25 protein-coding genes and 1 pseudogene are annotated in these 25962 nt (G+C 72.5%); 16 read left to right on the top strand and 10 right to left on the bottom strand.

All coding sequences use genetic code 11. The features are described from left to right. Positions 1-357 precede the first annotated feature (357 nt). The 3 genes from ACFWRO_RS31410 to ACFWRO_RS31400 all read left to right on the top strand — a co-directional run bounded on the left by ACFWRO_RS31410 (position 358) and on the right by ACFWRO_RS31400 (position 3624). A complete protein-coding gene (locus ACFWRO_RS31410; RefSeq protein WP_384516208.1) occupies positions 358-1437 on the top strand; it encodes a PP2C family protein-serine/threonine phosphatase in 1080 nt (359 codons plus the stop codon). 261 nt (positions 1438-1698) lie between these two features. Next, positions 1699-3042, top strand: a complete 1344-nt coding sequence (locus tag ACFWRO_RS31405) for a transcriptional regulator (protein ID WP_384516205.1) — start codon at positions 1699-1701, stop codon at positions 3040-3042. Positions 3043-3093: 51 nt separating this feature from the next. After that, positions 3094-3624: an NUDIX hydrolase gene (locus ACFWRO_RS31400; protein ID WP_384516202.1), complete on the top strand. Its 531-nt coding sequence runs from the start codon at positions 3094-3096 to the stop codon at positions 3622-3624. Between the two features lie 84 nt (positions 3625-3708). Here the strand turns inward: ACFWRO_RS31400 and ACFWRO_RS31395 are convergent, their stop codons facing one another. Beyond that, on the bottom strand, positions 3709-4569 hold the full coding sequence (locus ACFWRO_RS31395) for a 3-hydroxybutyryl-CoA dehydrogenase (protein ID WP_384516199.1): 861 nt from the start codon (positions 4567-4569) through the stop codon (positions 3709-3711). Positions 4570-4748: 179 nt separating this feature from the next. On the opposite strand from ACFWRO_RS31395, the gene ACFWRO_RS31390 reads away from it, so the two are divergent. After that, a complete protein-coding gene (locus tag ACFWRO_RS31390) occupies positions 4749-6017 on the top strand; it encodes a glycoside hydrolase family 10 protein (RefSeq protein WP_384516197.1) in 1269 nt (422 codons plus the stop codon). A gap of 36 nt (positions 6018-6053) precedes the next feature. Here the strand turns inward: ACFWRO_RS31390 and ACFWRO_RS31385 are convergent, their stop codons facing one another. Together ACFWRO_RS31385 and ACFWRO_RS31380 are read right to left on the bottom strand one after the other, a co-directional pair. Further along, positions 6054-6248, bottom strand: coding sequence for a DUF1918 domain-containing protein (locus tag ACFWRO_RS31385; protein WP_362004589.1), 195 nt, complete (start codon positions 6246-6248; stop codon positions 6054-6056). A gap of 99 nt (positions 6249-6347) precedes the next feature. Next, positions 6348-7283, bottom strand: coding sequence for a DMT family transporter (locus ACFWRO_RS31380; protein ID WP_384516194.1), 936 nt, complete (start codon positions 7281-7283; stop codon positions 6348-6350). On the opposite strand from ACFWRO_RS31380, the gene ACFWRO_RS31375 reads away from it, so the two are divergent. The 3 genes from ACFWRO_RS31375 (at position 7282) to ACFWRO_RS31365 (ending at position 10778) form a co-directional block, all read left to right on the top strand. Further along, positions 7282-8721, top strand: a complete 1440-nt coding sequence (locus ACFWRO_RS31375; RefSeq protein WP_384516192.1) for a PLP-dependent aminotransferase family protein — start codon at positions 7282-7284, stop codon at positions 8719-8721. The two genes, ACFWRO_RS31380 and ACFWRO_RS31375, sit on opposite strands and share 2 nt — an antisense overlap. Positions 8722-8928: 207 nt before the next feature. Next, a complete protein-coding gene (locus tag ACFWRO_RS31370) occupies positions 8929-9504 on the top strand; it encodes a histidine phosphatase family protein (protein ID WP_384516189.1) in 576 nt (191 codons plus the stop codon). A gap of 107 nt (positions 9505-9611) precedes the next feature. Then, the gene (locus ACFWRO_RS31365; RefSeq protein WP_384516187.1) at positions 9612-10778 is read left to right on the top strand and encodes a methyltransferase; all 1167 of its coding nucleotides are present in this window, start codon (positions 9612-9614) and stop codon (positions 10776-10778) included. 32 nt (positions 10779-10810) lie between these two features. On the opposite strand, the gene ACFWRO_RS31360 is transcribed toward ACFWRO_RS31365, so the two are convergent. The 3 genes from ACFWRO_RS31360 to ACFWRO_RS31350 form a co-directional block, all read right to left on the bottom strand. Beyond that, a complete protein-coding gene (locus ACFWRO_RS31360; RefSeq protein ID WP_384516184.1) occupies positions 10811-12436 on the bottom strand; it encodes an ABC-F family ATP-binding cassette domain-containing protein in 1626 nt (541 codons plus the stop codon). A 93-nt stretch (positions 12437-12529) separates the two neighbouring features. Further along, a complete protein-coding gene (locus ACFWRO_RS31355; protein ID WP_384516181.1) occupies positions 12530-13009 on the bottom strand; it encodes an RNA polymerase sigma factor in 480 nt (159 codons plus the stop codon). Between the two features lie 75 nt (positions 13010-13084). Further along, entirely contained in the window at positions 13085-13855 is a 771-nt protein-coding gene (locus tag ACFWRO_RS31350) for a YqjF family protein (protein ID WP_384516178.1), read from the bottom strand. Positions 13856-14072: 217 nt separating this feature from the next. Here ACFWRO_RS31350 and ACFWRO_RS31345 point away from each other — a divergent pair, with 217 nt between their 5' ends. Beyond that, a complete protein-coding gene (locus tag ACFWRO_RS31345; RefSeq protein ID WP_362004610.1) occupies positions 14073-14486 on the top strand; it encodes a helix-turn-helix transcriptional regulator in 414 nt (137 codons plus the stop codon). 47 nt (positions 14487-14533) lie between these two features. Then, positions 14534-14950: a VOC family protein gene (locus ACFWRO_RS31340; protein ID WP_384516174.1), complete on the top strand. Its 417-nt coding sequence runs from the start codon at positions 14534-14536 to the stop codon at positions 14948-14950. Positions 14951-14963: 13 nt separating this feature from the next. On the opposite strand, the gene ACFWRO_RS31335 is transcribed toward ACFWRO_RS31340, so the two are convergent. Further along, complete coding sequence (locus ACFWRO_RS31335; RefSeq protein WP_384516172.1) at positions 14964-15440, bottom strand: DUF3291 domain-containing protein; 477 nt, start codon at positions 15438-15440, stop codon at positions 14964-14966. 32 nt (positions 15441-15472) lie between these two features. Further along, positions 15473-16141 carry a helix-turn-helix transcriptional regulator gene (locus ACFWRO_RS31330; RefSeq protein ID WP_384516169.1) on the bottom strand — a complete coding sequence of 223 codons (669 nt, stop codon included), beginning with the start codon at positions 16139-16141 and terminating at the stop codon, positions 15473-15475. Positions 16142-16238: 97 nt separating this feature from the next. On the opposite strand from ACFWRO_RS31330, the gene argC reads away from it, so the two are divergent. The 5 genes from argC to ACFWRO_RS31305 are packed head-to-tail and all read left to right on the top strand — an operon-like array spanning position 16239 to position 21123. Further along, a complete protein-coding gene (gene argC / locus ACFWRO_RS31325) occupies positions 16239-17267 on the top strand; it encodes an N-acetyl-gamma-glutamyl-phosphate reductase (protein ID WP_384516166.1) in 1029 nt (342 codons plus the stop codon). Further along, the gene (gene argJ / locus ACFWRO_RS31320; RefSeq protein WP_384516163.1) at positions 17264-18430 is read left to right on the top strand and encodes a bifunctional glutamate N-acetyltransferase/amino-acid acetyltransferase ArgJ; all 1167 of its coding nucleotides are present in this window, start codon (positions 17264-17266) and stop codon (positions 18428-18430) included. Before argC ends, argJ begins: the two co-directional genes overlap by 4 nt. Then, on the top strand, positions 18427-19335 hold the full coding sequence (gene argB, locus ACFWRO_RS31315; protein WP_384516160.1) for an acetylglutamate kinase: 909 nt from the start codon (positions 18427-18429) through the stop codon (positions 19333-19335). Before argJ ends, argB begins: the two co-directional genes overlap by 4 nt. Beyond that, positions 19332-20579: an acetylornithine transaminase gene (locus ACFWRO_RS31310; RefSeq protein ID WP_384516157.1), complete on the top strand. Its 1248-nt coding sequence runs from the start codon at positions 19332-19334 to the stop codon at positions 20577-20579. The genes argB and ACFWRO_RS31310 overlap by 4 nt, the downstream gene beginning before the upstream one ends. Before the next feature lie 7 nt (positions 20580-20586). Further along, complete coding sequence (locus ACFWRO_RS31305; RefSeq protein ID WP_362004631.1) at positions 20587-21123, top strand: arginine repressor; 537 nt, start codon at positions 20587-20589, stop codon at positions 21121-21123. 64 nt (positions 21124-21187) lie between these two features. Here the strand turns inward: ACFWRO_RS31305 and ACFWRO_RS31300 are convergent. Continuing rightward, a pseudogene (locus ACFWRO_RS31300) lies at positions 21188-21532 on the bottom strand (pyridoxamine 5'-phosphate oxidase family protein); the annotation flags it as partial. 70 nt (positions 21533-21602) lie between these two features. Further along, positions 21603-23012: an MFS transporter gene (locus tag ACFWRO_RS31295; RefSeq protein ID WP_384516154.1), complete on the bottom strand. Its 1410-nt coding sequence runs from the start codon at positions 23010-23012 to the stop codon at positions 21603-21605. A gap of 188 nt (positions 23013-23200) precedes the next feature. Between ACFWRO_RS31295 and ACFWRO_RS31290 the strand changes: the two genes are divergently transcribed. Both ACFWRO_RS31290 and argH read left to right on the top strand, forming a co-directional pair. Then, positions 23201-24394 (top strand): argininosuccinate synthase, encoded by a 1194-nt coding sequence (locus ACFWRO_RS31290; protein ID WP_384516152.1) that lies wholly within the window; start codon positions 23201-23203, stop codon positions 24392-24394. A gap of 82 nt (positions 24395-24476) precedes the next feature. Next, positions 24477-25904: an argininosuccinate lyase gene (gene argH, locus ACFWRO_RS31285; RefSeq protein ID WP_384516149.1), complete on the top strand. Its 1428-nt coding sequence runs from the start codon at positions 24477-24479 to the stop codon at positions 25902-25904. Positions 25905-25962 lie beyond the last annotated feature (58 nt).

Here is a 25962-nt window from a genome sequence, read left to right as displayed (position 1 = left end):
CGCCGCCCCGGCTTCCGAGCCCACGGGCGCGGAGCTGCGCGGCCCCTGAGGGCAACGCTCCCCGCAGGGGCCGGCCCGGATTCCCCGGGCCGGCCCCTCCGGCGTTGTCGGCCCGACCGTCCGCCTCGCGGGCCTGGCTCGCCGTTCGGTCGAGTCTCCGTGCGAAGAGGCCGTGTCCGTGCGGGTGGCGGACGGGTGGCGCGCCGAGGCGCGCCGGGGGCGCTCACTCCTTCGGGTGAGATGTCCGGTCGCTGTTCCCTGGTGCCCCACGGGGTCGGGAGAATCGACGCGGCCACAGGGGCGGGCCTGTGTGCCGCAGGGCCTTCGGGCGCTGCAGGGCCTCAGGAAGGGCCGTGCATGATCCGTACCAGGACGTCGCTCTCCGATGGTTCCCGGCTGCGCAGGCTGGGACCTCTCGCCCTTCCCACTCTCTGGGGTGTCGTGGCCGTGACCTGGAAACTCGGCTGTCCACTGGCGCAGCAACCGGGGCTACCCATGCGGATCGCCACCAGCGTGCTCTTCTTCAGCGTCGGCACCGGGCTGATCCTCGGAATCCGCCGGGGCCTCTCGCGCGAGCTGGAGCGGATGCGGGCCATCGCCCACGCCACCCAACGCGTTCTGCTACGACCACCACCGCCCCGGCTCGACGGCCTCTCCGTCGCGGCAGGCCAGCTCTCCGCCTCCCGGGGCGCGTCCGTCGGCGGGGACCTCTACGAGGCGGTGGCCACGCCCTACGGCGTGCGGGTCGTCATCGGAGACGTCCGGGGCCACGGTCTCGCCGCCCTCGGCGCGGTGGTCGCCGTGCTCGGCAGCTTCCGCGAGGCCGCCCACGACGAGCCCGAGCTCGGCGGGGTCCTGCGGCGGCTCGACCGGGCGCTCGCCCGCCATCTGCGGGAGCGGGCGCGCGAGGAGCACCCGGCGGCCTGCGGCGGACGCGAGCCGGAGCATCCGGCGGCCGAGGAGTTCGTCACCGTACTGCTCCTGGAGATCAGCAAGGACGGGGAGGTGTACGCGCTCAACTGCGGGCACCCCGGCCCGTACCGGATCGGCCGCCGCGTGGAGCCCGTCCCCGTCGGCGACCCGCTGCCCCCGCTCGGCACGTTCCCGCTGCCGGCCGACCTCTCCCCGTACCCCTGCGGCCGGCTCCTGCCGGGCGAGGCGCTCTTCCTGCACACCGATGGCGCGGAGGACGCGCGGGACGGGGCGGGTCGATTCTTCGGTCTCGAAGCGGTCCTGACCGAGGCCGCCCGTGACGCGCCCCTCTCCCCGGCGGCGCTGGTCCACCGCGTGCACGCCGCCCTGCTGCGGCACACCAGGGGCCGACTCGCCGACGACGTGGCCCTGTTGGTCGTCCGCAACGACCGGATGCGGGTTCCGGCGCAGCCCGCCGAACCCGGGCTGCGCCGTACCCGACCTGAACCCTCCCCTCACTGTTGAGTGGACAGGGCCTGAGGCCGGCGCCGCCCGGACCGCCTGGGAGTGTCGGGCAGGTCGGCGGGGCGGGCGGCGCGGTGCGGGCCGCCGCACTGTACGAGGGGGAGCCCGGCGGCCCGGGTCGCCTTGCGGCGAGGCGCTCAGTCAACCGGCCCCGAGGGTACGGCGGCAGAGTGCACGGACCGGAAGAACGGGCACTTCATTCACACCCCGTGCGAAACCGCCCACCACTACGCTGGGCGGCCCGAGTCATCGGAGCGGCCCATGCACCCCAACACCCTGCTCGACGCCCTGCTGGACGAGGCGGGCGTCTCGCACGCCGGCCTGGCCGCCCATGTGAACCGGGCCGGCCGCGCCCGGGGCCTGGCCCTGCGGTACGAACACACGGCGGTGGCCCGCTGGCTGAAGGGCCAGCGGCCGCGCGGCCAGGTGCCCGACCTGATCTGCGAGGTGCTCGCGGCGAGGCTGCACCGGGCGGTCACCCTCGACGACATCGGTCTGGGCGTCTCCGGCGGCGCCGCCGCCGTGGTCGCGGGCTCGCCGCTCTCCGCGTTCGTCGAGCGGGCCACGGCCCTGTGGCGCTCCGACGAGCAGCAGCGGCCGCACATACTCGGCGTGCAGGCGGTCACCGGCACCCCGGCCGTGATGCCGGTCTGGGAGTGGGAGAACCCGCCGGAGGACTCCGACGTCTCCCGCGACGGCAGGACCCGGGTCTCGACCGCCGACATCGCCATGCTCGGCGCCGCCCGGGCGCACTACGAGCAGATGTACCGCAAGACCGGCGGGGTGGCGACCAGGCAGCGGATCGTCGGCTTCCTCAACGCCGAGACAGCGCCGCTGCTGCGGGGCGCGTACGGCGACAGCCTGGGCCGGCAGCTGCACCGCGCCACGGGCGGTCTGGTGGCAGTGGCCGGCATCTGCGCGTACGACTCCGACGCCCTCGGCCTCGCCCAGCGCTACTTCCACCAGGCGCTGCGGCTCGCGAAGGCTAGCGGGGACCGGGGCCTCGGCGCGTACGTGGTCGCGCTGCTCGTCAACCAGTCGCTGTTCATGGGGGAGTACCGGCAGGCGGTCGCGTTCGCCGAGGCGGCGCTGCGGTCGGCGGGGGAGCGGATCACCCCGGCGCTCGCCGCCGATCTCTCGGCGATGCAGGCGAAGGCGTACGCCCATCTCGGCGACGGGGCCGCCGCGTTGGCCGGAATCCGGCGCGCGGAGGCGGAGGCGGAGCGGATCAGGCCCGGGCACGAGCCCGCCGAGACCGGCTATGTCCAGCCGGGCCTGGTCAACGTGCAGGTCGCCGAGGCGCTGCTCAGTCTGGGTGATCTCCCGGCGGCCCGGGAGCACGCGCGGGCGGCGGTGGAGACCCCGGCGCACGACCGGGGCCGGGTGCACCGGCTCGCGATGCTCTGCCAGATCGAGCTGCGGCAGGGGGAGGCCGACGCGGCGGCGCGGACGGCGGTGGAGATGACCGAGCGGGCGCGGGGGATGGAGTCGCAGCGGCTGCGCGACCGGCTGCGGCTGGTGCGGGAGCATCTGCTGGCGAGCGACTGCCGGGACGCGCGGCAGGCGGCCGAACTCATCGACGGGGCGCTACGCGTTCCCCTGTGAGCCCAGGACTGCTGCCATGTTGCCACCGACCAATCGGAAGGTGGCAGAAACGTGCAGTGGACGAAACTGAGCGAACAACCTGTCTATGAGAACCGCTGGTTCCGGGTGAACCTCGCGGACGTCGAGCTCCCGGACGGCCGCCACCTCGCCCACTATCTGATCCGGCTCCGCCCGGTCGCCGTCGCGACCGCCGTCAACGAGGCCAACGAAGTCCTCATGCTCTGGCGGCACCGCTTCATCACCGACAGCTGGGGCTGGGAGCTGGCCGCCGGTGTCGTCGAGGACGACGAGGACCTCGAAACGGCCGCCGCCCGCGAGATGGAGGAGGAGACCGGCTGGCGCCCGGGGCCCCTGCGCCATCTCCTCACCGTCGAACCCTCCAACGGCCTCACCGACGCCCGGCACCATCTCTACTGGGCCGAGGAAGCCACGTACATCGGCCCGCCCGTGGACGACTTCGAGTCCTCGCGGCGCGAGTGGATACCGCTCAAACTGATCCCGGACATGATCTCCCGGGGTGAGATCCCGGCCGCCAACATGGCCGCCGGGCTGCTCATGCTCCACCACCTGCGGCTCGGCTGACGCCGGGGCACGGTCGCGGTCGCGCAAAACGCCGAACGGCCCGTACCTGTGCGGGTGTACGGGCCGAACGGTGGTCGGTGGGGCTCAGGAGTACGGGTAGAAGCCCGAGCCGGTCTTGCGGCCGAGCCGGCCCGCGTCCACCATGCGCTGGAGCAGCGGGGGAGCGGCGTACAGCGGCTCCTTGTACTCGGTGTACATCGAGTCGGCGATGGAGACGATCGTGTCCAGACCGATCAGGTCGGCGAGCTTCAGCGGGCCCATCGGGTGGGCGCAGCCGAACTCCATGCCGTTGTCGATGTCCTCGCGGCTCGCGATGCCCGACTCGAACATCCGGATCGCCGAGAGCAGGTACGGCACCAGCAGCGCGTTGACCACGAAGCCGGACCGGTCCTGGGCGCGGATCGCGTGCTTGCCGAGCACCTTCTCGGCGAAGAGCTGGGCGCGGCTGATCGTGCCCTCGGAGGTGGTGAGGGCCGGGATGAGCTCCACCAGCTTCTGCACCGGCGCCGGGTTGAAGAAGTGGATGCCGATGACCTGGTCCGGGCGGGAGGTGGCCACCGCCAGCTTGACCAGCGGGATGGACGAGGTGTTCGAGGCCAGGATCGCGTCCGCCCGGGTCATCACCTGGTCGAGGACCTTGAAGATCTCGGTCTTGACCTGCTCGTTCTCCACCACGGCCTCGATCACGAGGTCGCGGTCGGCGAACTCGCCCAGGTCGGTGGTGAAGCTGAGCCGCGCCAGCGTGGCGTCGCGCTCCTCCTCGCTGATCTTGCCGCGTTCGGCGGCCTTCGCGAGCGAGTTGTAGAGCCGCGTACGGCCGATCTCCAGCGCCTCGCCGGTGGTCTCGGCGACCATCACCTCAAGACCGCTGCGGGCACACACCTCCGCGATGCCCGCGCCCATCTGGCCGCAGCCCACCACTCCGACGCGCTCAATGTCGGCCATGGAGTCCGTCACCTCGTGCCTTTCGCTGTTCACTGGCGGCGGGCCCCGTGTGATTCCGGTGCGTCCGCCTCGACCCCACGACGTTACCGCTCATTAACCGATGATCGATCGTCCAGGTCGGGGATGCTCTGCCTGTAGGTGTGACGTATCCGACACGAGACGGACGGCAAGGTCGACATATGGGTCTGATCGGGAGAAGGGGATTCGTGGCGGGCGCGGCCCTCACGATGCTCGCCTCGACGGGTGCGAGCGCGCGCGAGGGTGGGAGCGCGGAGGCGGGTGCGGATGTGGGTGCGGATCCGGCGGAGCGGACGCGGCGGGCGGCGAACGCGTTCCGCGGCGTGTGGATCGCCACCGTCTTCAACCGCGACTGGCCCTCCCGTAGGGGCCTCTCGGCCCAGGCGCAGCGGGCCGAACTCCTCGCCCACCTCGACCGGGCCGCCGCCCGCCGGCTGAACGCCGTCCTCCTCCAGGTCCGGCCGACCGCCGACGCCCTGTGGCCCTCGCCGCACGAGCCGTGGGCGGAGTGCCTGACCGGGGTCCAGGGGCGCGACCCCGGCTGGGACCCCCTGGGGACGGCCGTCGAGGAGGCCCACGCGCGCGGCCTGGAGCTGCACGCCTGGTTCAACCCCTACCGTGTGGCGAACCACACGGACCCGACCCGGCTCTCGGCGGACCATCCGGCCCGACGACACCCGGAGTGGATCGTTCCGTACGGCGGGAAGCTGCACTACAACCCCGGGCTGCCCGAGGTGCGCCAGTTCGTCCAGGACGCGATGTTCGACGCCGTCGGCCGCTACGAGATCGACGCCGTCCACTGGGACGACTACTTCTACCCCTACCCGGTGGCCGGGGAGACCTTCGACGACGACGAGGCCTTCGCGCGGTACGGCGGGGGTTTCGGCAACCGGGCCGCCTGGCGGCGCAACAACGTGGACCTGCTCGTCTCCGAGGCCTCCGCCCGCATCAAGCAGCTCGCTCCCCAGGTCGGCTTCGGCATCAGCCCCTGCGGCGTCTGGCGCCACTCCACCAGCGACCCCCTGGGCTCGAACACCCGGTTGGGCGTGCAGAGCTACGACAGCCTGCACGCGGACACCAGGAAGTGGGTCAAGGAGGGCTGGATCGACTACATCGTCCCGCAGCTGTACTGGCACATCGGCCACACCGCCACCGACTACGCCAAGCTCGTGCCCTGGTGGGAGGCGGTGGTACGGGACACCGGCGTCGGGCTCTACATCGGCGAGGCCCTCTACAAGGCCGGCGACCCCGCCCAGCCCGCCGTCTGGCAGGACAAGAAGGAACTCTCCCGCCATCTGACCCTCGCCAAGCGGTACCCGGGGGTCGGCGGGCACTGCTTCTTCGCGGCGCTGGAGATCGACAAGGACCCGATCGGGGCGATGGCGGCCGTGGTGGCCGATCACTACCCGACCTCGGTCCGGCCCTCCTGACGACTGTTCGTTACGACCTCTGGATATGGCTTCCGGTCACGACTTCTCGTGGTGGCGTACGACGGTGTCGGGGCCCGGAGCCATCAGGGCCTCGTGGCCGTCGTCGTCGAACTTGACGCGGTACGGGGGGTTGCCGTTCTCGCCGAGCACCTGAAGGACCTCGGCCGTACGGTCGTGCTGACCGACGGTCCGGCCGTGCACCAGCAGTTTGTCGCCCACGCTCGCTTCCATCGGGGTGACCTCCTCGCGGCCGTGCTTGTCCTCGATCCGAGCCTATGTCCGCCATTGTGACCCGCGTCACCCGCGGGCGCGCGTCCAGTCCGCGGCCCTTCAGCTTTTGGCGCGCTGGGTCACCGCGATGCAGACGAGTACGGCGCAGGCCGCGAGGGGCGCGGCGGGCGAGAGCGACTCGCCGAGCAGGGTCACCGACCAGACCAGGGTCAGCAGCGGCTGGGCGAGCTGGAGCTGGCTGGCCCTGGGGATGCCGATGGCCGCCATGCCCCGGTACCAGACGTACAGGCCGAAGAAGGTGGAGCCGGCCGCGACCCAGACCAGGCCGACGACACCGTGGGTGTTCAGGTGGACGGGTTCGAGGGAGAGGGCGACGGCCCCGCCGACGAGCATGAACGGCAGGCAGAGGATCAGGGCCCAGCCGGCGACCTGCCAGCCAGGCATGAGCCCCGCGAGCCGGCCGCCCTCGGTGTAGCCGGCCGCGCAGACGAGCAGCGCGCCGAACAGGTACAGGTCGCCCGTCGAGAGGGCTCCGCCGCTCTGCTGGAGCGTGAAGGCGAGGATGACCACCGCGCCGGCGACGGCCGCGATCCAGAACCGGCGGGAGGGGCGGCGGCCGGTGCGGATCGCGGCGAAGGCCGCCGTGGTGAGCGGCAGCAGACCGACCACGACGGCGGCGTGCGAGGTGGTCGAGGTGCGCAGGGCGAGGGTCGTCAGGAGCGGGAAGCCCGTCACGACTCCGCCCGCGACGACGGCGAGGCCCGCCCAGTGGCGGCGCTCGGGCAGCGGGACCCGCATCGCCAGCAGGAAGGCGCCCGCGATGAGCGCGGCCAGCGTCGAGCGCACGGCGACCAGGGACCAGGGGCCGAAGCTCTCCAGGCCCCAGGCGGTGGAGGGGAAGGTGAGCGAGAACGAGAGCACGCCCAGGCCGGCGAGGAGTGTGCCGCGGCTCTGCGGGGAGGGCGCCTTCGGGAGGGCTCCGGTGGAGCCGACCGCTATCGTCGAAGTCGGAGTAGCGCTATCCTGTGCTGTCATGCACGAGCGTAGCAGTGTCGCTGAACTGGCCACATCCCTGCGGGCGGAACTCAACCGCTACTCACCCGGTGGGAAGCTGCCATCGAGTCGCGCCCTCGTCGAGCGGTACCGCGTCTCCCCGGTGACGGTCACCCGCGCCCTCGCCCAGCTCACCGCCGAAGGCCTCGTCGTCACCCGGCCGGGAGCCGGGGCGTACCGCGCCGAGCCGCGCGAGGCGACGGCCGTGGCCGGCGACACCTCCTGGCAGGAGGTCGCCCTGAGCGCCGACGCCGCGACCGAGCTGGTCCCGCGCAGCGTCGACGCGTCCGGAGTCCTCGCGACCCTGTCGGCGCCGCCGGCCGGAGTCATCGAGTTCAACGGCGGCTATCTGCACCCCTCGCTCCAGCCGGAGCGGGCCATGGCCGCCGCCCTCGCCCGCGCGGGCCGCCGCCCCGGCGCCTGGGGGCGGCCGCCCACCGACGGCCTGCCCGAACTCCGCGAGTGGTTCGCCCGCGAGATCGGCGGCACCGTCACCGCCGCCGCCGACGTCATCGTCACCGGCGGCGGCCAGCCCGCGATCGCCACCGCGCTGCGGGCCCTCGCCCCGCCCGGTACCCCCGTCCTCGTCGAGTCGCCCACCTACCCGGGCATGCTCGCCGTCGCCCGCGCGGCCGGCCTGCGCCCCGTACCCGTACCGGCCGACGCCGACGGGGTCCGCCCCGAGCTGCTCGAAGCCGCCTTCCGGGCCACCGGCGCCCGGGTCTTCGTCTGCCAGCCGCTCTTCCAGAACCCGACCGGCGCCGTGCTCGACGCCGAGCGGCGGCGCGCCGTCGTCCGGATCGCCCGGGCCGCCGGGGCCTTCGTCGTCGAGGACGACTTCGCCCGCCTGCTCGTCCACGAGGACGCCGGACCGCTCCCCGTACCCCTGGCGGCCGAGGACCCCGACGGCGTCGTCGTCCACATCCGCTCGCTGACCAAGCCGACCTCGCCCAGCCTGCGCGTCGGCGCCCTCGCCGCCCGCGGACCCGTCCTGGAACGGCTCCGAGCCATCCAGGTCGTCGACAGCTTCTTCGTCCCGCGCCCCCTCCAGGAGACCGCCCTGGAACTCGTCGGCTCGCCCGCCTGGGGCCGCCACCTGCGGTCCGTCTCGCGGGAGTTGAGGGACCTCAGGGCCGCCATGGCAGGCGCCGTCGCCCGGCACCTGCCCGAACTGGCCCTGCCGCACATCCCCGTCGGCGGTTACCAGCTATGGCTCCGGCTCCCCGACACCCTGCCCGAGGCCGCGCTCGTCGCGGGCGCGCTGCGGGCCGGGGTCGCCATTGCCCCCGGCCGCCCGTACTTCAGCGCCGAACCGCCCGCAGGGCACGTCCGCCTCAGCTTCGCGGGCGTCGCCGGGCCCGCCGAGATCGCCGAGGGGGTGCGCCGACTGCGGACGGCCGTCGACGAGCTGACCGGCTGAGACCACCGAACGAAGGGCTCCAGGGACTCTTCCGGCCACGGGCGATGCGCGTGGTGTGTACGGGAAGGCCGGATTCGATCCCCTACGGATTCCGGACATGGGGGCGCTTGCCGGACAGCACCCTCTTCCGACCCGCCCGCGGTCGTGACCTGAGCCCGCGCATATGCCCTCTTGACCTGCCAGGCGTCCGGCCTCACGATCGCGCCCATGGGTCTACGGGTCACGCTCGTCGCAGCGGCGCGCAGCTCCTCCCTGCTCGCCGAGCGCTTCGACGACGACCGGCCGCTCGACGAGGCCGGCTGGTACGAGGTACAGCTCGCCGCGCACTTACTGGTCCCGCTCGGCGCGGCCGAGCTGCGTTACTGCTCTCCGACGCCCCGCAGCAGGGCCACCGGCACAGCACTCGGCTACGCCCCGCTCGCCCAGCCCGCCCTGCGCGAGTGCGACATGGGCCGCTGGCGCGGACTGACCCTCGCGGAGGTCGCGGCGCTCGAACCCGCCGCCGTCGACGCCTGGCTCACCGACCCGCGCATCGCCCCGCACGGCGGCGAGACGCTGCTCGCCTTCATCGCGCGGATAGGGGGCTGGCTCGACACCCGCCCCGCCGACGACGGCGCCATCGTCGCCGTCGCCGAACCCTCCGTCGTCCGGGCCGCCCTCGTCTACGCGCTGAAGGCACCGCCCGCCACCTTCTGGAACGTGGACGTCCGCCCGCTGTCCACGGTCACCCTCACCGGCCGCCCGGGGCTCTGGCACCTTCACCTTCAGGCGGCGGTGGGGTAGAGCGGTCGGTTGGTGTGGTCGGCAAGGGCGACGCGGTCGGCTGCGGTCGGCCGTCGCGGTCGGCTGCGGCCGGGCGGTGCTCGGTGACCGGCTAGCCTGAGAGCACGATGAACCGTCTGACCACGTCATGGGGCGAGTTCCCGCTCACCCGCTTCCCCGAGGACCCGCGCGACCAGCTCCGTGCCTGGGACGCGTCCGACGAGTACCTGCTGCGCCACCTCGCCGAGACGGAGACCGATCTGTCCGGCACGGTCGCCGTCGTCGGCGACCGCTGGGGCGCCCTCACGACGGCGCTCGCGGCCCGCCGCCCCGGCGCGCTCGCGCAGATCACCGACTCCTACCTCGGCCGCCGGGCGACCACCGAGAACCTGGCCCGCGCGGGCGCCGAACCGGACGCGGTACGGCTGCTCACCACCCTGGACGCGCCGCCCGAGCGGATCGACGTGCTGCTCGTCCGCGTCCCCAAGAGCCTCGCGCTCCTGGAGGACCAGCTGCACCGGCTCGCACCCGCCCTGCACGAGGGCACCGTGGTCGTCGGGACCGGCATGGTCAAGGAGATCCACACCTCCACGCTCCAGCTCTTCGAGTCGATCCTGGGCCCCACCCGCACCTCGCTCGCCGTCAAGAAGGCCCGGCTGATCTTCTGCACCCCTGACCCCGCGCGGGACCGGGCCGCGAACCCTTGGCCGTACCGCTACGACCTCCCCGCCGACGCCGGTACCGTCGCCGGGCGGACCGTCGCCAACCAGGCCGGCGTCTTCTGCGCGGACCGCCTCGACATCGGCACCCGCTTCTTCCTGAAGCACCTGCCGAGCGACCTCGGCCGCGCCCGGGTCGTGGACCTGGGCTGCGGGAACGGGGTCGTCGGCCTGGCCGTCGCACTGGCCGAGCCCGAGGCGGACCTGGTCTTCGCCGACGAGTCGTACCCGGCCGTCGCCTCCGCCGAGGAGAACTTCCGTACCCACGCGGCGCCCGGCCGCACCGCCGAGTTCCTGGTCGGCGACGGGACGGCCGGGCTCGCCCCGGAGTCGGTCGACCTCGTCCTGAACAACCCGCCCTTCCACAGCCACCAGGCCACCACCGACCGCACCGCCCGCCGGATGTTCACCGACGCGCGGCGCGTCCTGCGGCCGGGCGGCGAGCTGTGGGTGGTCGGCAACCGGCACCTCGGCTACCACGTCACGCTGCGCCGGATCTTCGGCTCCTGCGAACTGGTCGCGAGCGACCCGAAGTTCGTGGTCCTGAGGGCGGTCAAGCGGACGGGCGGGGCCTGACCCCGGTACGTACTCCCGTACGCGTCAGCGCGTCAGGCCAGGGCGACCAGCTCCCGGTACTCCTCGCTCCACAGGTCCTCGTCGCCGTCCGGGAGCAGCAGCACCCGGTCAGGACGCAGCGCGTCGATCGCCCCCTCGTCGTGCGTGACCATCACGATCGCGCCCGGGTACGTGCCGACGGCGGCCAGGACCTCGTCGCGGGAGGCGGGGTCCAGGTTGTTCGTGGGCTCGTCGAGGAGCAGGACGTTCGCGCCCGAGTGGACCAGACCGGCCAGCGCGAGCCGCGTCTTCTCGCCGCCCGAGAGCACCCCGGCCGGCTTGTCGGCGTCGTCGCCCCGGAACAGGAACGCCCCGAGGACCCGTCGTACCTCACCGTCCGTCAGATGGGGCGCCGCGGCGGCCAGGTTGGCGCGGACCGTGCGACCGTGGTCGAGCGTCTCGTGCTCCTGCGCGAAGTACCCGATCCGCAGCCCGTGCCCGCGCACCACCCGCCCCGAGTCGGGGACCTCCACCCCCGCGAGCAGCCGCAGCAGGGTCGTCTTGCCCGCCCCGTTGAGCCCGAGCACGACGAGCCGGCTGCCCCGGTCCACGGCGAGGTCGACGCCGTCGAGGACCGGGCGGCCGCCACCGTAGGACTTGGTCAGCGACACCGCGCCCAGCGGCGTCCGGCCGCACGGTGCGGGCTCGGGCAGCCGGATGCGCGCGACGCGCTCGGCCTGCCGTGCGGGGTCGAGCCCGTCGAGCAGCCGGTCGGCGCGGCGCGCCATGCTCCGGGCCGTCGTCGCCGTGGCGGAGCGGGCCTTGATCCTTTCCGCCTGGGCGTGCAGCGAGGCCGCCTTGCGTTCGGCGTTGGCGCGCTCCCGGGTCCGGCGGCGCTCGTCGGCGTCCCGCTGGGCGAGGTACCGCTCCCAGCCGGTGTTGTGCACGTCGATCGTGGCGCGCGCCGGATCGAGGTGGAAGACCCGGTTGACCGTGTCGGCGAGGAGCGCCACGTCGTGGCTGATCAGCACGAGTCCGCCCTGGTGGGCGGAGAGGAAGCCGCGCAGCCAGCCGATCGAGTCGGCGTCGAGGTGGTTGGTGGGCTCGTCGAGGAGGAGTGTGCCCTCGCGGCCGTGCCCGGCGAACAGGATCCTGGCCAGCTCGACCCGGCGCTTCTGGCCGCCGGAGAGCGTGCCGACGGCCCGGTCCATGACGTCGGCGGGCAGCCCGAGGCCCGCCGCGACCCGGGCGGCCTCGGCCTCGGCGGAGTACCCGCCCCGGGCCTCGAACTCCGCCTCGGCGCGGGCGTACGCGGCCATGCGCCGCTCGTCGGGGGCCTGGGCCGGGGCCAGTGCCGGGGCCTCGCTCAGCGCGACGGCGGCTGTGTGCAGGGCGCGCACGGCCCGGTCGAGGCCGCGCGCGGAGAGGATGCGGTCGGTGACGGAAGCGGTGGGGTCGGCGGCGCGGGAATCCTGCGCGAGATGGCCGACCTCGCCGGTACGGGTGACGGTTCCGGCGGCCGGCGGGCGCAGCCCGGCCAGGGTGTCGAGCAGGGTGGTCTTCCCGGCTCCGTTGCGACCGACGAGGCCGATCCGGTCGCCGGGGGCGACGTGGAAGGAGAGGTCGGACAGCAGGAGCCGGGCGCCGGCGCGCACGTCGGCGGCACGAACGGTGATCATGGGGTAACGCTCCGAGAAAGCAGAAGGACACACGGGTGGCGTGGAAGCGGGTCCTTGAGCTAGGAAACTCGGGGCGTAGACATGTGAACGAGGCTAACGGAGGCCTCTGACAGGGCGCATGCCGTTTTCCGCGGGACCGCCCCGGACGCGCCGCCGGGCGCCCCGGACGAGGCGCGCCGCCTCCGTCGTCGTACGGCCGGTGAGACGGGCGACCTCGGGCAGCGGCAGGGCGAACAGGTCGTACAGGACGAGGGCGAGCCGCTCGTCGGGGGTGAGCGAGTGCAGGGCCACGAAGAGCGCGAGTCCTGTCCCGTCCGCGAGGGCAGCCGCATCCGGCTCGAGCGCCGAGGGCCCTTGCGGCGCGCCCGCCGCTCGTGTCCGCAGCCGCTCAACGCACACCCGCGCGACCACCGCCGCCAGCCAGGAGTCGATCCCGCCGAGCCCGGCCGCCGCCCTGGCCGCGCTCAGGGCCTCCTCGGCCTCGTGCCCCGAGCCCAGCAGCCGCCGGGCGAGCGCCCACAGCCGCTCGTGGTGCAGGTCGAACTGCCAGGCCAGAAACGCGTCGCCGTCCATGGGGCCCTCACTCCTCCGCATCGTCCTTCGAAGCGATGACGCGTCCTCGGAGGGCGATGTGACAGCCCCAAGTCCCTAGCGTGGCGGCCTGCGGGGGTGGGGCACGGTCGGGGCGGACCGGGACGGCCGGCCGAGGCGGACCGGGACCCCGGGCGAGTACAGGACGCTGACCGGCGCCTCGCGGGGCGTCGGGAGCCCGGCCGCGGTGAGCAGGTTCTCCTCGCAGGAGAGCAGTTCGGCCCGGTAGAGCGGCCAGCGCGGATGGTCGTTGGGCAGATACGCCGACGTGCCGAAGAACGCGTTGTGCAGGCCCCAGCGGGCGGTGAGGAAGTGTTCCAGCTCGGTGGGCTCCTCGATGCGCTCGCCCCGTTCCACCCGGAGGCGGCTGTACGCCCCGCGCGGGCCCGGCCAGCGGCGGGAGCTCGCGTAGTCGACCGTGTCGCCCTCGGTACGGACGCTCATCCGGGACCACAGGTACGGCAGCTGGAAGCCGAGGCGCCCCATCACCACCGGAAGCAGCCGCGACGCGTCCATCGACCGGAAGACGACACCGCGCCGCCCGTGCGCGTCGACCGAGTACAGGCGCACGTTGGTCTCCGGGAAGGAGCCCAGGTACGGGATCCCCGGCAGCCGCAGCCACCCGACCTTGTGCATCCGAAAGGCCACGAGCCCCACGTACGTGAGCCCGTCGTGGGTGTCCGGCACGGTTCCGCTCGGCAGGAGCGGGGCCACGACGTCCGGATCGACGGCCCAGTGGACGAAGGCGAGGTCGAGCCACTCCTGGGTGAGGAGCGGGTCGCGTATGAGGGCGGGGGCGTCGGGCACGACGGACTCGGGCTGAGGCACGGCGCAACAAGGGCAGAACGCACCCGGCCGGAGGCCGCCGCCCCCTGGGCTCCACCGTGATCTGCCGCCCCGCCGCAGTCGTCCGCGCCCCGCCGCCCGTCAGCGTCACCCCCCCCGGGGCTCCGCCTTCATCCCCCGCCCCCGCCGCCCGTCAGCGTCCCCCCGGGGGCTCCGTCGTCATCCGCCGCTGTCACACCCGTCTGCGATGCTGGTTGATATGACGCTCGAAGACCTGGTGCGCCTGCGCCGCGCACGCGACGCGATGGACCGCGACTACGCCCAGCCGCTGGACGTCCCGGCGCTTGCGCGCATCGCCCTCATGTCGGCCGGGCACTTCTCCCGCAGCTTCCGTGCCGCCTTCGGGGAGACGCCGTACAGCTATCTGATGACCCGTCGCGTCGAGCGGGCGAAGGCGCTGCTGCGCCGTGGCGACCTGAGCGTCACGGAGGTCTGCTTCGCCGTCGGTTGTACGTCCCTCGGCTCGTTCAGCACGCGCTTCACCGAGCTCGTCGGCGAGAGCCCGAGCGCGTACCGGGCCCGCTGCCACGAGGCGGGCGCCCCGATCCCGGCCTGTCTCGCGAAGATCCACACCCGCCCGGTCAGGAACGGCGCGGCGGTGCACGTCCCGTAGTGCGGAAGCGGAAGCGGAATGCGTCACCGGCTCCTATCGTCGGAGCCATGACCATCAAGCTCGCACAGTGCTTCATCGCGGTCGACGACCACGACAAGGCCCTCGCCTTCTATCGGGACGTCCTCGGCATGGAGGTCCGCAACGACGTCGGCTTCGAGGGGATGCGCTGGGTCACCGTCGGCTCGCCCGAGCAGCCCGACGTGGAGATCGTCCTCGAACCGCCGCTCGCCGACCCCAACGCCTCACCGACGGACCGCCGGACCATGGCGGAGCTGCTCGCGAAGGGCCTGCTCCGCGGGGTGATCTTCCAGACGGACGACGTCGACGCCACGTTCGAGCGCATCAGGGCCGCCGGGGGAGAGGTCCTCCAGGAGCCGGCCGACCAGCCCTACGGCGTCCGCGACTGCGCCTTCCGCGACCCCTCCGGGAACATGCTCCGCTTCAACCAGCCCCGTACGCCCTGACCTCACCGACCCTCTAGAGGTGCGAGGCCGCCTCGTCGGCGGTGTACGAGGCGGCGAAGGTGAACGCGCGCGGCGACGGCCCGTTCGCCCGCAGCTCCGCCAGCCGTGACAGGGCCTCGCCGACCGTCGGGAGGTGCCCGGCCGGGACCCACCAGAGCACCAGGTGCGCCTCGACGTGCCGGGCGAACCAATCGCGGCGCCGCCGCATGACCTCCAGGTGCCCGCTGCGGTACGCGAAGTCCCACAGGGCGTCCTGGCTCTCCCACACCGACAGGTTCACGATGACGTCCTCGCCCGCCGGGCGCAGGCCCGTGGCGTCGGGCGCCCCTTCCTCCACGAGCCGCCAGACGAAGCCGGGCGCGCCGTCGGCCGCCGTGTTGACCGGGTCGAGCAGCTCGACGAACGGCGTGATGCGCGGGTCGTCGAAGGGGTGGAGGAGCGTGGCGACGTTGAGCTGGGCGAGGTGGAGGGCGCGCACGGGTGAGGTCATGGCGTCATCCCAGCACGGCCCGCTTTTCTATGTCAATCGTCATTGTTTTTAGAGTTCTCGACCACGACACAGCACTCTCCCGGCCGCGCGTCCATCCGGGCGCGGAGGGGGCCGTCCGTGCCGAGCAGGCCCTCCAGGAGGGCTAGGTTCATCCCGCACACGAGGGGCGGGAAGCGCTCGGCGACGGCGTGGAAGGGGCAGTTGCGCATACGGACGACAGGCGCGGCCCCCTCGGAGTCCTCCATGTGTGGCTCGTACCCGCGGGCGGCCAGTGCCCGCACGGCCTCGTCGAGGTCGCCGCAGGGCGCCTCGGAGCCGCGCAGGGCCTCGCCCCGGCGGCGGGCGGCCGCGCAGAGCCCGGCGTCGAGCCCGGCCTGCTCGGCGGCCTCGGCGAGCAGCTCGGCGGCGGTGCGGTAGTCGCGGGCGGGCAGCGCCACCGACCATTCGGCCCGCGCCCGGGTGTACACCTTGGCGGGCCGCCCCGCCCCCGGCCCCGAGCGCCCGGTCAGACGCCGGCTGCCGCTCTCCAGCAGCCCGGCCTCGGTCAGCCGGTCCAGATGGTGCGCGGCGAGCGTGCGCGCCACCCCGGCCCCCTCGGCGGCCTCGTTCCTGCCGACCTCGCGCCCCTGGGCCACCACGTACTCGTACAGCCGCCGCCGTACCGGGTCCTGCAGCATCGCGATCGCGTCGATGTCCTCCATTGCGCCAGTCTAGGAACAACGCACATCGGAGATAGAAGGCGCTTTGCATAAAAGTGCGGCTCTGCGTATAGTCATGCCATCCATGAGGAGGGTTCTGATGACGGTACGAGCAGCAGTGGCGGGCGCGAGCGGATACGCGGGCGGAGAGCTCCTGCGTCTTCTCCTCGCCCACCCCCACGTCGAGATCGGCACCCTGACCGGCCACTCCAACGCCGGTCAGCGGCTCGGTGGCCTTCAGCCGCACCTGCTGCCGCTCGCCGACCGCGTCCTCGCGCCGACCACCGCCGAGGCGCTCGCGGGCCACGACGTCGTCTTCCTCGCGCTGCCCCACGGGCAGTCCGCGGCCGTCGCCGAGCAGCTCGGCCCGGACACCCTCGTCGTCGACATGGGCGCCGACTTCCGGCTCAAGGACTCCGCCGACTGGGAGACCTTCTACGGCTCCCCGCACGCCGGCACCTGGCCCTACGGCCTCCCGGAACTGCCGGGCGCCCGCACCGCACTGGACGGTTCCAAGCGCATCGCCGTGCCCGGTTGCTACCCCACCGCCGTCTCCCTCGCGCTCTTCCCCGCGTACGAGAACGGCCTCGCCGAGCCCGAAGCGGTGATCGTCGCCGCCACCGGCACCTCCGGCGCCGGCAAGTCCCTCAAGCCGCACCTGCTCGGCAGCGAGGTCATGGGCTCCATGTCCCCGTACGGCGTCGGCGGCGGCCACCGGCACACCCCCGAGATGATCCAGAACCTCAGCGCCGCCGCCGGCGAGCGCGTCGCGGTCTCCTTCACGCCCACCCTCGCGCCCATGTCCCGCGGCATCCTCGCCACCTGCTCCGCCAAGGCGAAGCCCGGGGTCACCGCGCAGAGCGTGCGCGCCGCGTACGAGAAGGCCTTCGCGGACGAGCCGTTCGTCCATCTGCTCCCCGAGGGGCAGTGGCCGGCCACCGCGTCCGTATACGGTTCCAACGCCGTTCAGATCCAGGTCGCCCACGACGCCGCGGCGGGCCGGATCATCGCGATCAGCGCCATCGACAACCTGACCAAGGGCACCGCCGGCGGTGCGGTGCAGAGCATGAACATCGCCCTCGGGCTCCCCGAGGACACCGGACTTTCCACGATTGGAGTCGCTCCATGAGCGTCACAGCGGCGAAGGGATTCACGGCGGCGGGCATCGCGGCCGGGATCAAGCAGAACGGCAACCCGGACCTGGCCCTCGTGGTCAACACCGGGCCGCGCCGCGCCGCCGCGGGAGTCTTCACCTCCAACCGCGTCAAGGCCGCGCCCGTGCTCTGGTCCCAGCAGGTCCTCGGCACCGGCGAGCTGGCGGCCGTCGTCCTCAACTCCGGCGGCGCCAACGCCTGCACCGGCCCCCAGGGCTTCCAGGACACCCACGCGACGGCCGAGAAGGTCGCCGAAGTGCTCACCGCGCGGGGTACCGACATCGGCGCCGGCGAGGTCGCCGTCGCCTCCACCGGTCTCATCGGTCTCCTCCTGCCCATGGACAAGCTCCTTGCCGGTGTCGAGAAGGTCGCGGGCGAGCTCTCCGAGCACGGCGGCGAGAAGGCCGCCATCGCCATCAAGACCACCGACACCGTCCACAAGACCTCCGTCGTCACGAAGGACGGCTGGACCGTCGGCGGCATGGCCAAGGGCGCGGGCATGCTCGCCCCCGGCCTCGCCACCATGCTCGTCGTCCTCACCACCGACGCCGAGGTCGACAGCAAGGACCTCGACGCCGCGCTGCGGCAGTCCACCAAGGTCACCTTCGACCGGGTCGACTCCGACGGCTGCATGTCCACCAACGACACCGTCCTCCTCCTCGCCTCCGGCGCCTCCGGCATCACCCCGGAGCAGGCCGAGTTCGCCGAGGCCGTGACGGCCGTCTGCCAGGACCTCGCCCGCCAGCTCATCGGCGACGCCGAGGGCGCCAGCAAGGACATCCGTATCGAGGTGATCAACGCCGCGACCGAGGACGACGCCGTCGAGGTGGGCCGCTCCATCGCCCGGAACAACCTCCTCAAGTGCGCCATCCACGGCGAGGACCCCAACTGGGGCCGGGTGCTCTCCGCCATCGGCACGACCGCCGCCGCCTTCGAGCCCGACCGGCTGAACGTCGCCATCAACGGCGTCTGGGTCTGCAAGAACGGCTCGGTCGGCGAGGACCGCGACCTCGTCGACATGCGCTACCGCGAGGTCACCATCACCGCCGACCTCGCCGCCGGCTCCGAGACCGCCGTCATCTGGGCCAACGACCTCACCGCCGACTACGTCCACGAGAACAGCGCGTACTCGTCATGACCGAGACCAGGAAGCACACCGCCCTGCCCAAGGCGGAGATCCTCATCGAAGCGCTGCCCTGGCTGACCCGTCACCACGGCAAGACGGTCGTCATCAAGTTCGGCGGCAACGCGATGATCGACGACGAGCTCAAGGCGGCCTTCGCCCAGGACGTCGTCTTCCTGCGCCACGCCGGTCTCAAGCCGGTCGTCGTGCACGGCGGCGGCCCGCAGATCAGCGCCGCGCTCGACCGGCACGGCATCGTCAGCGAGTTCAAGGCCGGCCTTCGCGTCACCACCGAGGACGCCATGGACGTCGTACGGATGGTCCTCGCCGGCCAGGTCCAGCGCGAACTCGTCGGCCTGCTCAACCAGCACGGCCCCTTCGCCGTCGGCCTGACCGGCGAGGACGCCCACACCATCACCGCCATCAAGCACCAGCCGGTCATCGAGGGCGAGCGGGTCGACATCGGCCGGGTCGGCGAGATCACCGCCATCGACACCGGCGCCATCGAGGCGCTCCTGGAGGACGGCCGGATCCCCGTCGTCTCCTCCATCGCCCGCTCCGAGGACGACGGACATGTCTACAACGTCAATGCTGATACGGCGGCTGCGGCTCTCGCTGCGGCGCTGGGCGCCGAGACGCTGATGGTCCTGACCGACGTCGAGGGCCTCTACGAGGACTGGCCCAACAGCGACGAGGTCATCAGCCGGCTCACCGCGAGCCAGCTGGAGAAGCTGCTGCCCGAGCTCAGCAGCGGGATGGTCCCCAAGATGGAGGGCTGTCTGCACGCCGTACGGAACGGGGTCCACACGGCCCGCGTGATCGACGGCCGCGTCCAGCACTCGATCCTGCTGGAGATCTTCACCGACTCGGGCATCGGCACGATGGTCGTGCCCGACCAGACCACGGGGGACGGGAAATGAGCAACGCGGAACCGGGCAACGCGTCACCGGGCACGCTCGAATCGAGCAACGCGGACCTGACCCTCCGCTGGCAGGGCGCGCTCATGGACAACTACGGCACGCCGAAGCTGTCCCTCGTACGCGGCGAGGGCGTCAAGGTCTGGGACGCCGACGGCACCGAGTACCTCGACTTCGTCGGCGGCATCGCCGTCAACGCGCTCGGCCACGCCCACCCGGCGATCGTCGAGGCCGTGTCCCGGCAGATCGCCACGCTCGGCCACGTCTCCAACCTCTTCGTCGCCGAGCCGCCCGTCGCGCTCGCCGAGCGGCTGCTCCAGCTCTTCGGCCGGCCGGGCAGGGTCTTCTTCTGCAACTCCGGCGCCGAGGCCAACGAAGGCGCCTTCAAGATCGGCCGGCTGACCGGCCGTACCCACATGGTCGCCACCCAGGGCGGCTTCCACGGCCGGACCATGGGCTCGCTCGCCCTCACCGGCCAGCCCGGCAAGCAGACCCCGTTCCTGCCGCTGCCCGGTGACGTCACGCACGTGCCGTACGGAGACGTCGAGGCGCTGCGCGCCGCGGTCACCGAGGAGACCGCGCTCGTGATCATCGAGCCGATCCAGGGCGAGAACGGCGTGGTCGTACCGCCCGTGGGTTACCTCCAGGCCGCCCGCGAGATCACCCGGGCCACCGGCACCCTCCTGGTCCTCGACGAGGTCCAGACGGGCGTCGGCCGGACCGGCGGCCACTGGTTCGAGCACCAAGGGCACGACGGGGTCGACCCCGACATCGTCACCCTGGCCAAGGGCCTCGGCGGCGGGCTGCCGCTCGGCGCGACCGTCGCCTTCGGCGCGGCGGCCGAGCTCTTCGAGCCCGGTCACCACGGCACGACCTTCGGCGGGAACCCGGTCGCGTGCGCCGCCGGGCTCGCGGTGATCGACACCCTCGCGGCCGGCGGAGCCCTCGACGAGGTCAAGCGGCTCGGCGAGCGGCTGCGGAGCGGAATCGAGGGCCTGAACCACCCGCTGGTCTCCCATGTCCGTGGTGCGGGCCTCCTGCTGGGTATCGTGCTCACCGAGTCCCTCGCGCCCCAGGTGCAGCAGGCGGCTCAGGACGCCGGTCTCCTGGTCAACGCGCCCGCCCCCGATGTCGTACGGCTCATGCCGGCACTGATCATCACCGACGCGGAGGTGGACACGTTCCTGGCAGCGCTGCCCGGTGTCCTCGACGAAGCGGTGAACGGGCAAGGACGAACCGGAGAATGAGACGACGATGACCGACGCGCAGGAAACCGAGCACGGCGGGCCGTCCGTTCCGCAGACCCGTACCGCACGCCACCGCAGAATCGTCGACATCCTCAACCGGCAGCCGGTGCGCTCGCAGAGCCAGCTCGCCAAGCTCCTCGCGGACGACGGGCTGAGCGTCACCCAGGCGACGCTCTCCCGCGACCTCGACGAGCTCGGCGCGGTGAAGATCCGCAACACGGGCGGCGAGCTGATCTACGCGGTCCCCAGCGAGGGCGGCTTCCGAACCCCGCAGGCGCCGCTCGGCGAGTCCGCCAAGGAGGAGCGCATGCGGCGCCTCTCCGGCGAGCTGCTGATCTCCGCCGAGGCCTCCGCGAACCTGGTGGTCCTGCGGACCCCGCCGGGGGCGGCCCAGTTCCTCGCGTCGGCCATCGACCAGGCCGAACTCCACCCGATCCTCGGCACGATCGCGGGCGACGACACGGTGATGCTGATCTCCCGCGACCCGTCGGGCGGCCAGGCCCTCGCCGACCACCTGCTCAGGCTCGCGCAGAACGACCGCTAGGGCAGTCGGTGACGGTCGGTAGGTAGATGAGACCGACCGTCGCCGGGCCCAAGCCCCGGAAGCCTTACGGCAGTGGCGGCAGGGGGAGCGGCAGGCCCGGCAGCCCGTCGATGCTGGCGGCGATGTGCTCCTTCTTCCCGAAGTACGAGCTCAGCGACGCGTCGTCCTCCCGCGCGAACCGCTTCCGGTGCAGATCGCGGTCCTCGTCGTACGTCATGAACGGCACCGCGTAGCCGCAGGCGTCGCGGACCAGCTCGGCCGAGACGACGATGATCGCCCGCAGCCCGTGCTGGGTCACGTCGATGCCCGGGAAGTGCGCCATGAGCCCCTCCCAGCGCGGGTCGTCACGGAAGACCGGCTCCCCGCGCCCGTGCACGCGGAGGATGTTCGGCGGGCCCTGGAAGGCGCACCGGCATTCTCTCCGAACGCCCGTACGTCTCTACGGTCGTACGCATCTACGCATCTACGCCCGTACGCCCCTACGACCGCGACGGTGCACGGACCAGCCGGAGCAGGAGCACGCCCCCGAACAGGGCGAGTACGGCCGCGGCGCGGAGCACCAGCTCGATGGCCGAGCCGTCGGAGGCCGCGCGGGACGCCGAACCGCTGAGTGCCTCGAGGACCGTCGAGGCGACGGCGACGGCCACCGCGCCGAGCAGGACCAGTGACGTCAGGACGAAGCCGGACGCGGCGGCGAGGCGGGTCTCCGGTACGTACGACTGGGTGGCGACGTTCGTCAGGGCCCAGCCGAGGCCGAGCCCGGCGCCGACCACGGCGAAGACCACCAGGTACAGGCCGATCGGCGTCGACCAGGTCAGGGCGAGCAGCGAGGTGCCGCTGAGGAACATGGCGACGGCCATGAGCACTTCGGGCCGCCATCGGTGCGCCAGGTGCCCCGAGTAGTAGCTGGCCGTGCCCGCGCCGACGGAGAGCGCGAGGAAGATCAGCCCCGCGGTGAAGGGCGAGAGGCCCCGCGCCTGCTGGAGGTAGAGCGCCGAGAAGACGGCGACGAGGCAGTAGACGACGTTGGACAGGGACCCGGCGAGGGTGATGGTGACGAACGGGCCGTTCCGCAGCAGACCGAGGTCGAGCAGTGGTTCCTCACTGCGCCGTTCGATACGGGCGAAGAGGGCGAGCAGCGCGGCTCCGGCGAGGAGGCAGCCCCAGGTGGCCGGGGCGGCCCAGCCCCATGAGGCGCCCTGGTCCACGCCGAGCATGACCAGCGTCAGCCCGCCCGCGATCGCGGCCGCGCCGGCCAGGTCGAGCCGGCCCGAGGCGTGGGTGTCGCGGGTCTCCGGGACGTGGCGGAGCATCAGGAACACGGCGGCGGCGCAGATCGGCACGTTGAGGTAGAACACGGCACGCCAGCTGACGTGCTCGGCGAGCGTCCCGCCGACGAAGGGCCCCAGGGCGGTGCCCACGGCGCTGAAGGCGAGGACCGTTCCGACGGCCCGGCCCTGCCGGTCGTCCCTGAAGTAGCCGGTGACGACGGCGACGGCGACGGGGAAGATGAAGGCTGCGGTCACACCCTGCACGACCCGCCCCGCGACGAGCCACCCGGTGGACGGTGCCAGGGCGCAGAGGACGGAGACGGCACCGAAGCCGACGAGTCCGCAGACGATCGTCCGCCGCCGGCCGTGGACGTCGGCGACCCGCCCTCCGGTGATCATGAAGGCGCCCAGGGTGAGCATGTATCCGCTCACGAGCCACTGCAGATCGGTGGTCGGTTCGTGGAAGTCCCGGGCGATCACGGGAAGCGTGAGGTTGAGCGCGAACCAGTCCATCTGCACGATCAGCATGGACAGCGCCGCCGCCGCGATCACGGCCCGGTCCCGACCGCTGAACAGCCCCTTCCCCCGCGTGGCGCGGTCCCCGGAAGGAGCCTTCATCGAGCACCTCGATTCCCGCTCTCCCTCTTCATCGTGGCATCGCCCCACCCGGCCGTCGACAGGACCTCGCAGGTGCCGGACGCCGAGCGGCACGTACGCTCTCGATTGACGAAACATACGGACTACTGCATACTCATGCATATCAGTGGTTGCAAGGTTGTCAGTGCTTGCAAGGTAAGGAGAAACCCGTGGCCGAGCGTGTCGTACTCGCCTACTCCGGTGGCCTGGACACCTCCGTCGCCATCGGCTGGATCGCCGAGGAGACGGGCGCCGAGGTCATCGCGGTCGCCGTCGACGTCGGTCAGGGCGGCGAGGACCTGGACGTCATCCGCAAGCGCGCGCTCGCCTGTGGGGCCGTCGAGGCCGAGGTCGCGGACGCCAAGGACGAGTTCGCCGAGGAGTACTGCCTCCCGGCGATCAAGGCCAACGCCCTCTACATGGACCGCTACCCCCTCGTCTCCGCCCTCTCCCGGCCCGCCATCGTCAAGCACCTCGTCGCCGCCGCCAGGAAGCACGGCGCCGGGATCGTCGCCCACGGCTGCACCGGCAAGGGCAACGACCAGGTCCGCTTCGAGGCCGGCATCCAGGCCCTCGGCCCCGACCTGACGTGCATCGCCCCGGTCCGCGACTACGCCATGACCCGCGACAAGGCCATCGCCTTCGCCGAGAAGGCCGACCTGCCGATCGCGACCACCAAGAAGTCCCCGTACTCCATCGACCAGAACGTCTTCGGGCGCGCCGTCGAGACCGGGTTCCTGGAGGACATCTGGAACGCGCCGATCGAGGACATCTACGAGTACACCTCGAACCCGGCCACCCCGCGCGAGGCCGACGAGGTCGTCGTCTCCTTCAAGGAGGGCGTCCCGGTCGCCGTCGACGGCACGCCGGTCACCGTCCTCCAGGCGATCCAGCGGCTCAACGAGCGCGCCGGAGCCCAGGGCATCGGCCGGATCGACATGGTCGAGGACCGGCTCGTCGGCATCAAGTCCCGCGAGGTGTACGAGGCTCCCGGCGCGATCGCCCTGATCACCGCCCACCAGGAGTTGGAGAACGTCACCGTCGAGCGTGAACTCGCCCGCTACAAGCGGCAGGTCGAGCAGCGCTGGGGCGAACTCGTCTACGACGGCCTCTGGTTCTCCCCGCTCAAGCGGGCGCTCGACGGCTTCATCCAGGAGGCCAACCAGCACGTCACCGGCGACGTCCGGATGACCCTGCACGGCGGCCGCGCCGTCGTCACCGGCCGGAAGTCCGAGGAGTCGCTGTACGACTTCAACCTCGCGACCTACGACTCGGGCGACACCTTCGACCAGTCCAAGGCGCAGGGCTTCATCGACATCTTCGCGCTCTCCGCGAAGATCGCCGCCCGGCGTGACCTCGCGTAACCACGACTCGTTCCACAGCCGCCTCCCCACCGCAGGGACCGGGGAGGCGGCCTTGCACCCACCCTCCCGAGGAGCAGCAGCTGTGAGCAGCAACAACGGTGACGTACGGCTCTGGGGCGGCCGTTTCGCCGACGGTCCGGCCGAGGCCCTGGCGAAGCTGTCCGCGTCGGTCCACTTCGACTGGCGCCTCGCGCCGTACGACATCGCCGGTTCCCGCGCCCACGCGCGCGTGCTCCACAAGGCCGGGCTGCTCACCGAGGACGAGCTGACGCGTATGCTCGGCGGCCTCGACCGGCTCGAAGCGGACGTCGCCGACGGCTCCTTCGTCGGCACGATCGCCGACGAGGACGTGCACACCGCCCTGGAGCGGGGCCTCCTGGAGCGCCTCGGTCCGGACCTCGGCGGCAAGCTGCGCGCCGGCCGGTCCCGCAACGACCAGGTCGCGACGCTCTTCCGGATGTACCTGCGCGACCACGCCCGGATCATCGGCGGTCTGATCGCCGACCTCCAGGACGCGCTCGTGGGCCTCGCCGAGGCTCACGCCGACGTCGCCATGCCGGGCCGGACGCACCTCCAGCACGCCCAGCCGGTGCTCTTCGCCCATCACGTCCTGGCCCACGTCCAGTCGTTCTCCCGGGACGCGGAGCGGCTGCGGCAGTGGGACACCCGTACCGCGGTCTCGCCGTACGGCTCCGGAGCCCTGGCCGGTTCGTCCCTCGGGCTCGACCCGGAGGCGGTCGCCAAGGACCTCGGCTTCGAGCGGGGTTCGGTGGGCAACTCGATCGACGGCACGGCTTCGCGCGACTTCGTCGCGGAGTTCGCCTTCATCACCGCGATGATCGGGGTCAACCTCTCCCGTATCGCGGAGGAGATCATCATCTGGAACACGAAGGAGTTCTCCTTCGTGACGCTGCACGACGCGTTCTCCACCGGCTCGTCGATCATGCCGCAGAAGAAGAACCCGGACATCGCCGAGCTGGCGCGGGGCAAGTCGGGCCGCCTGATCGGCAACCTGAGCGGCCTGATGGCCACGCTCAAGGCGCTGCCGCTCGCGTACAACCGCGACCTCCAGGAGGACAAGGAGCCGGTCTTCGACTCCTGCGACCAGCTCGAGGTCCTGCTGCCGGCCTTCACCGGCATGATGGCCACGCTCACCGTGAACCGGGAGCGGATGGAGGAGCTGGCCCCGGCCGGCTTCTCCCTCGCCACCGACATCGCCGAGTGGCTGGTCAAGCAGGGCGTGCCGTTCCGGGTGGCGCACGAGGTGGCCGGCGAGTGCGTGAAGGTCGCCGAGGCGGAGGGCAAGGAGCTGGACGAGCTCACGGACGAGCAGTTCGCCAAGATCTCCGAGCACCTCACCCCCGAGGTCCGCACGGTCCTCAACGTCCCGGGCGCCCTCGCCTCCCGCGACGGCCGCGGCGGCACGGCCCCGTCGGCGGTCGCCGCCCAACTGATCGAGGTCAAGGCCGACCTGGTCATCCAACACGCCTGGGCCACCGCGAAGCAGTAACCCCCAACACCGTCACACCGCCGCCGCCCACTCCGACAGGGCGGCGGCGAGGTGGTTC

The organism is Streptomyces sp. NPDC058579, from assembly GCF_042718575.1.
Lineage (GTDB): Bacteria > Actinomycetota > Actinomycetes > Streptomycetales > Streptomycetaceae > Streptomyces.
Note: the sequence above shows the minus strand (reverse complement) of the source record. Positions and strands in the feature narration are given on the sequence as shown.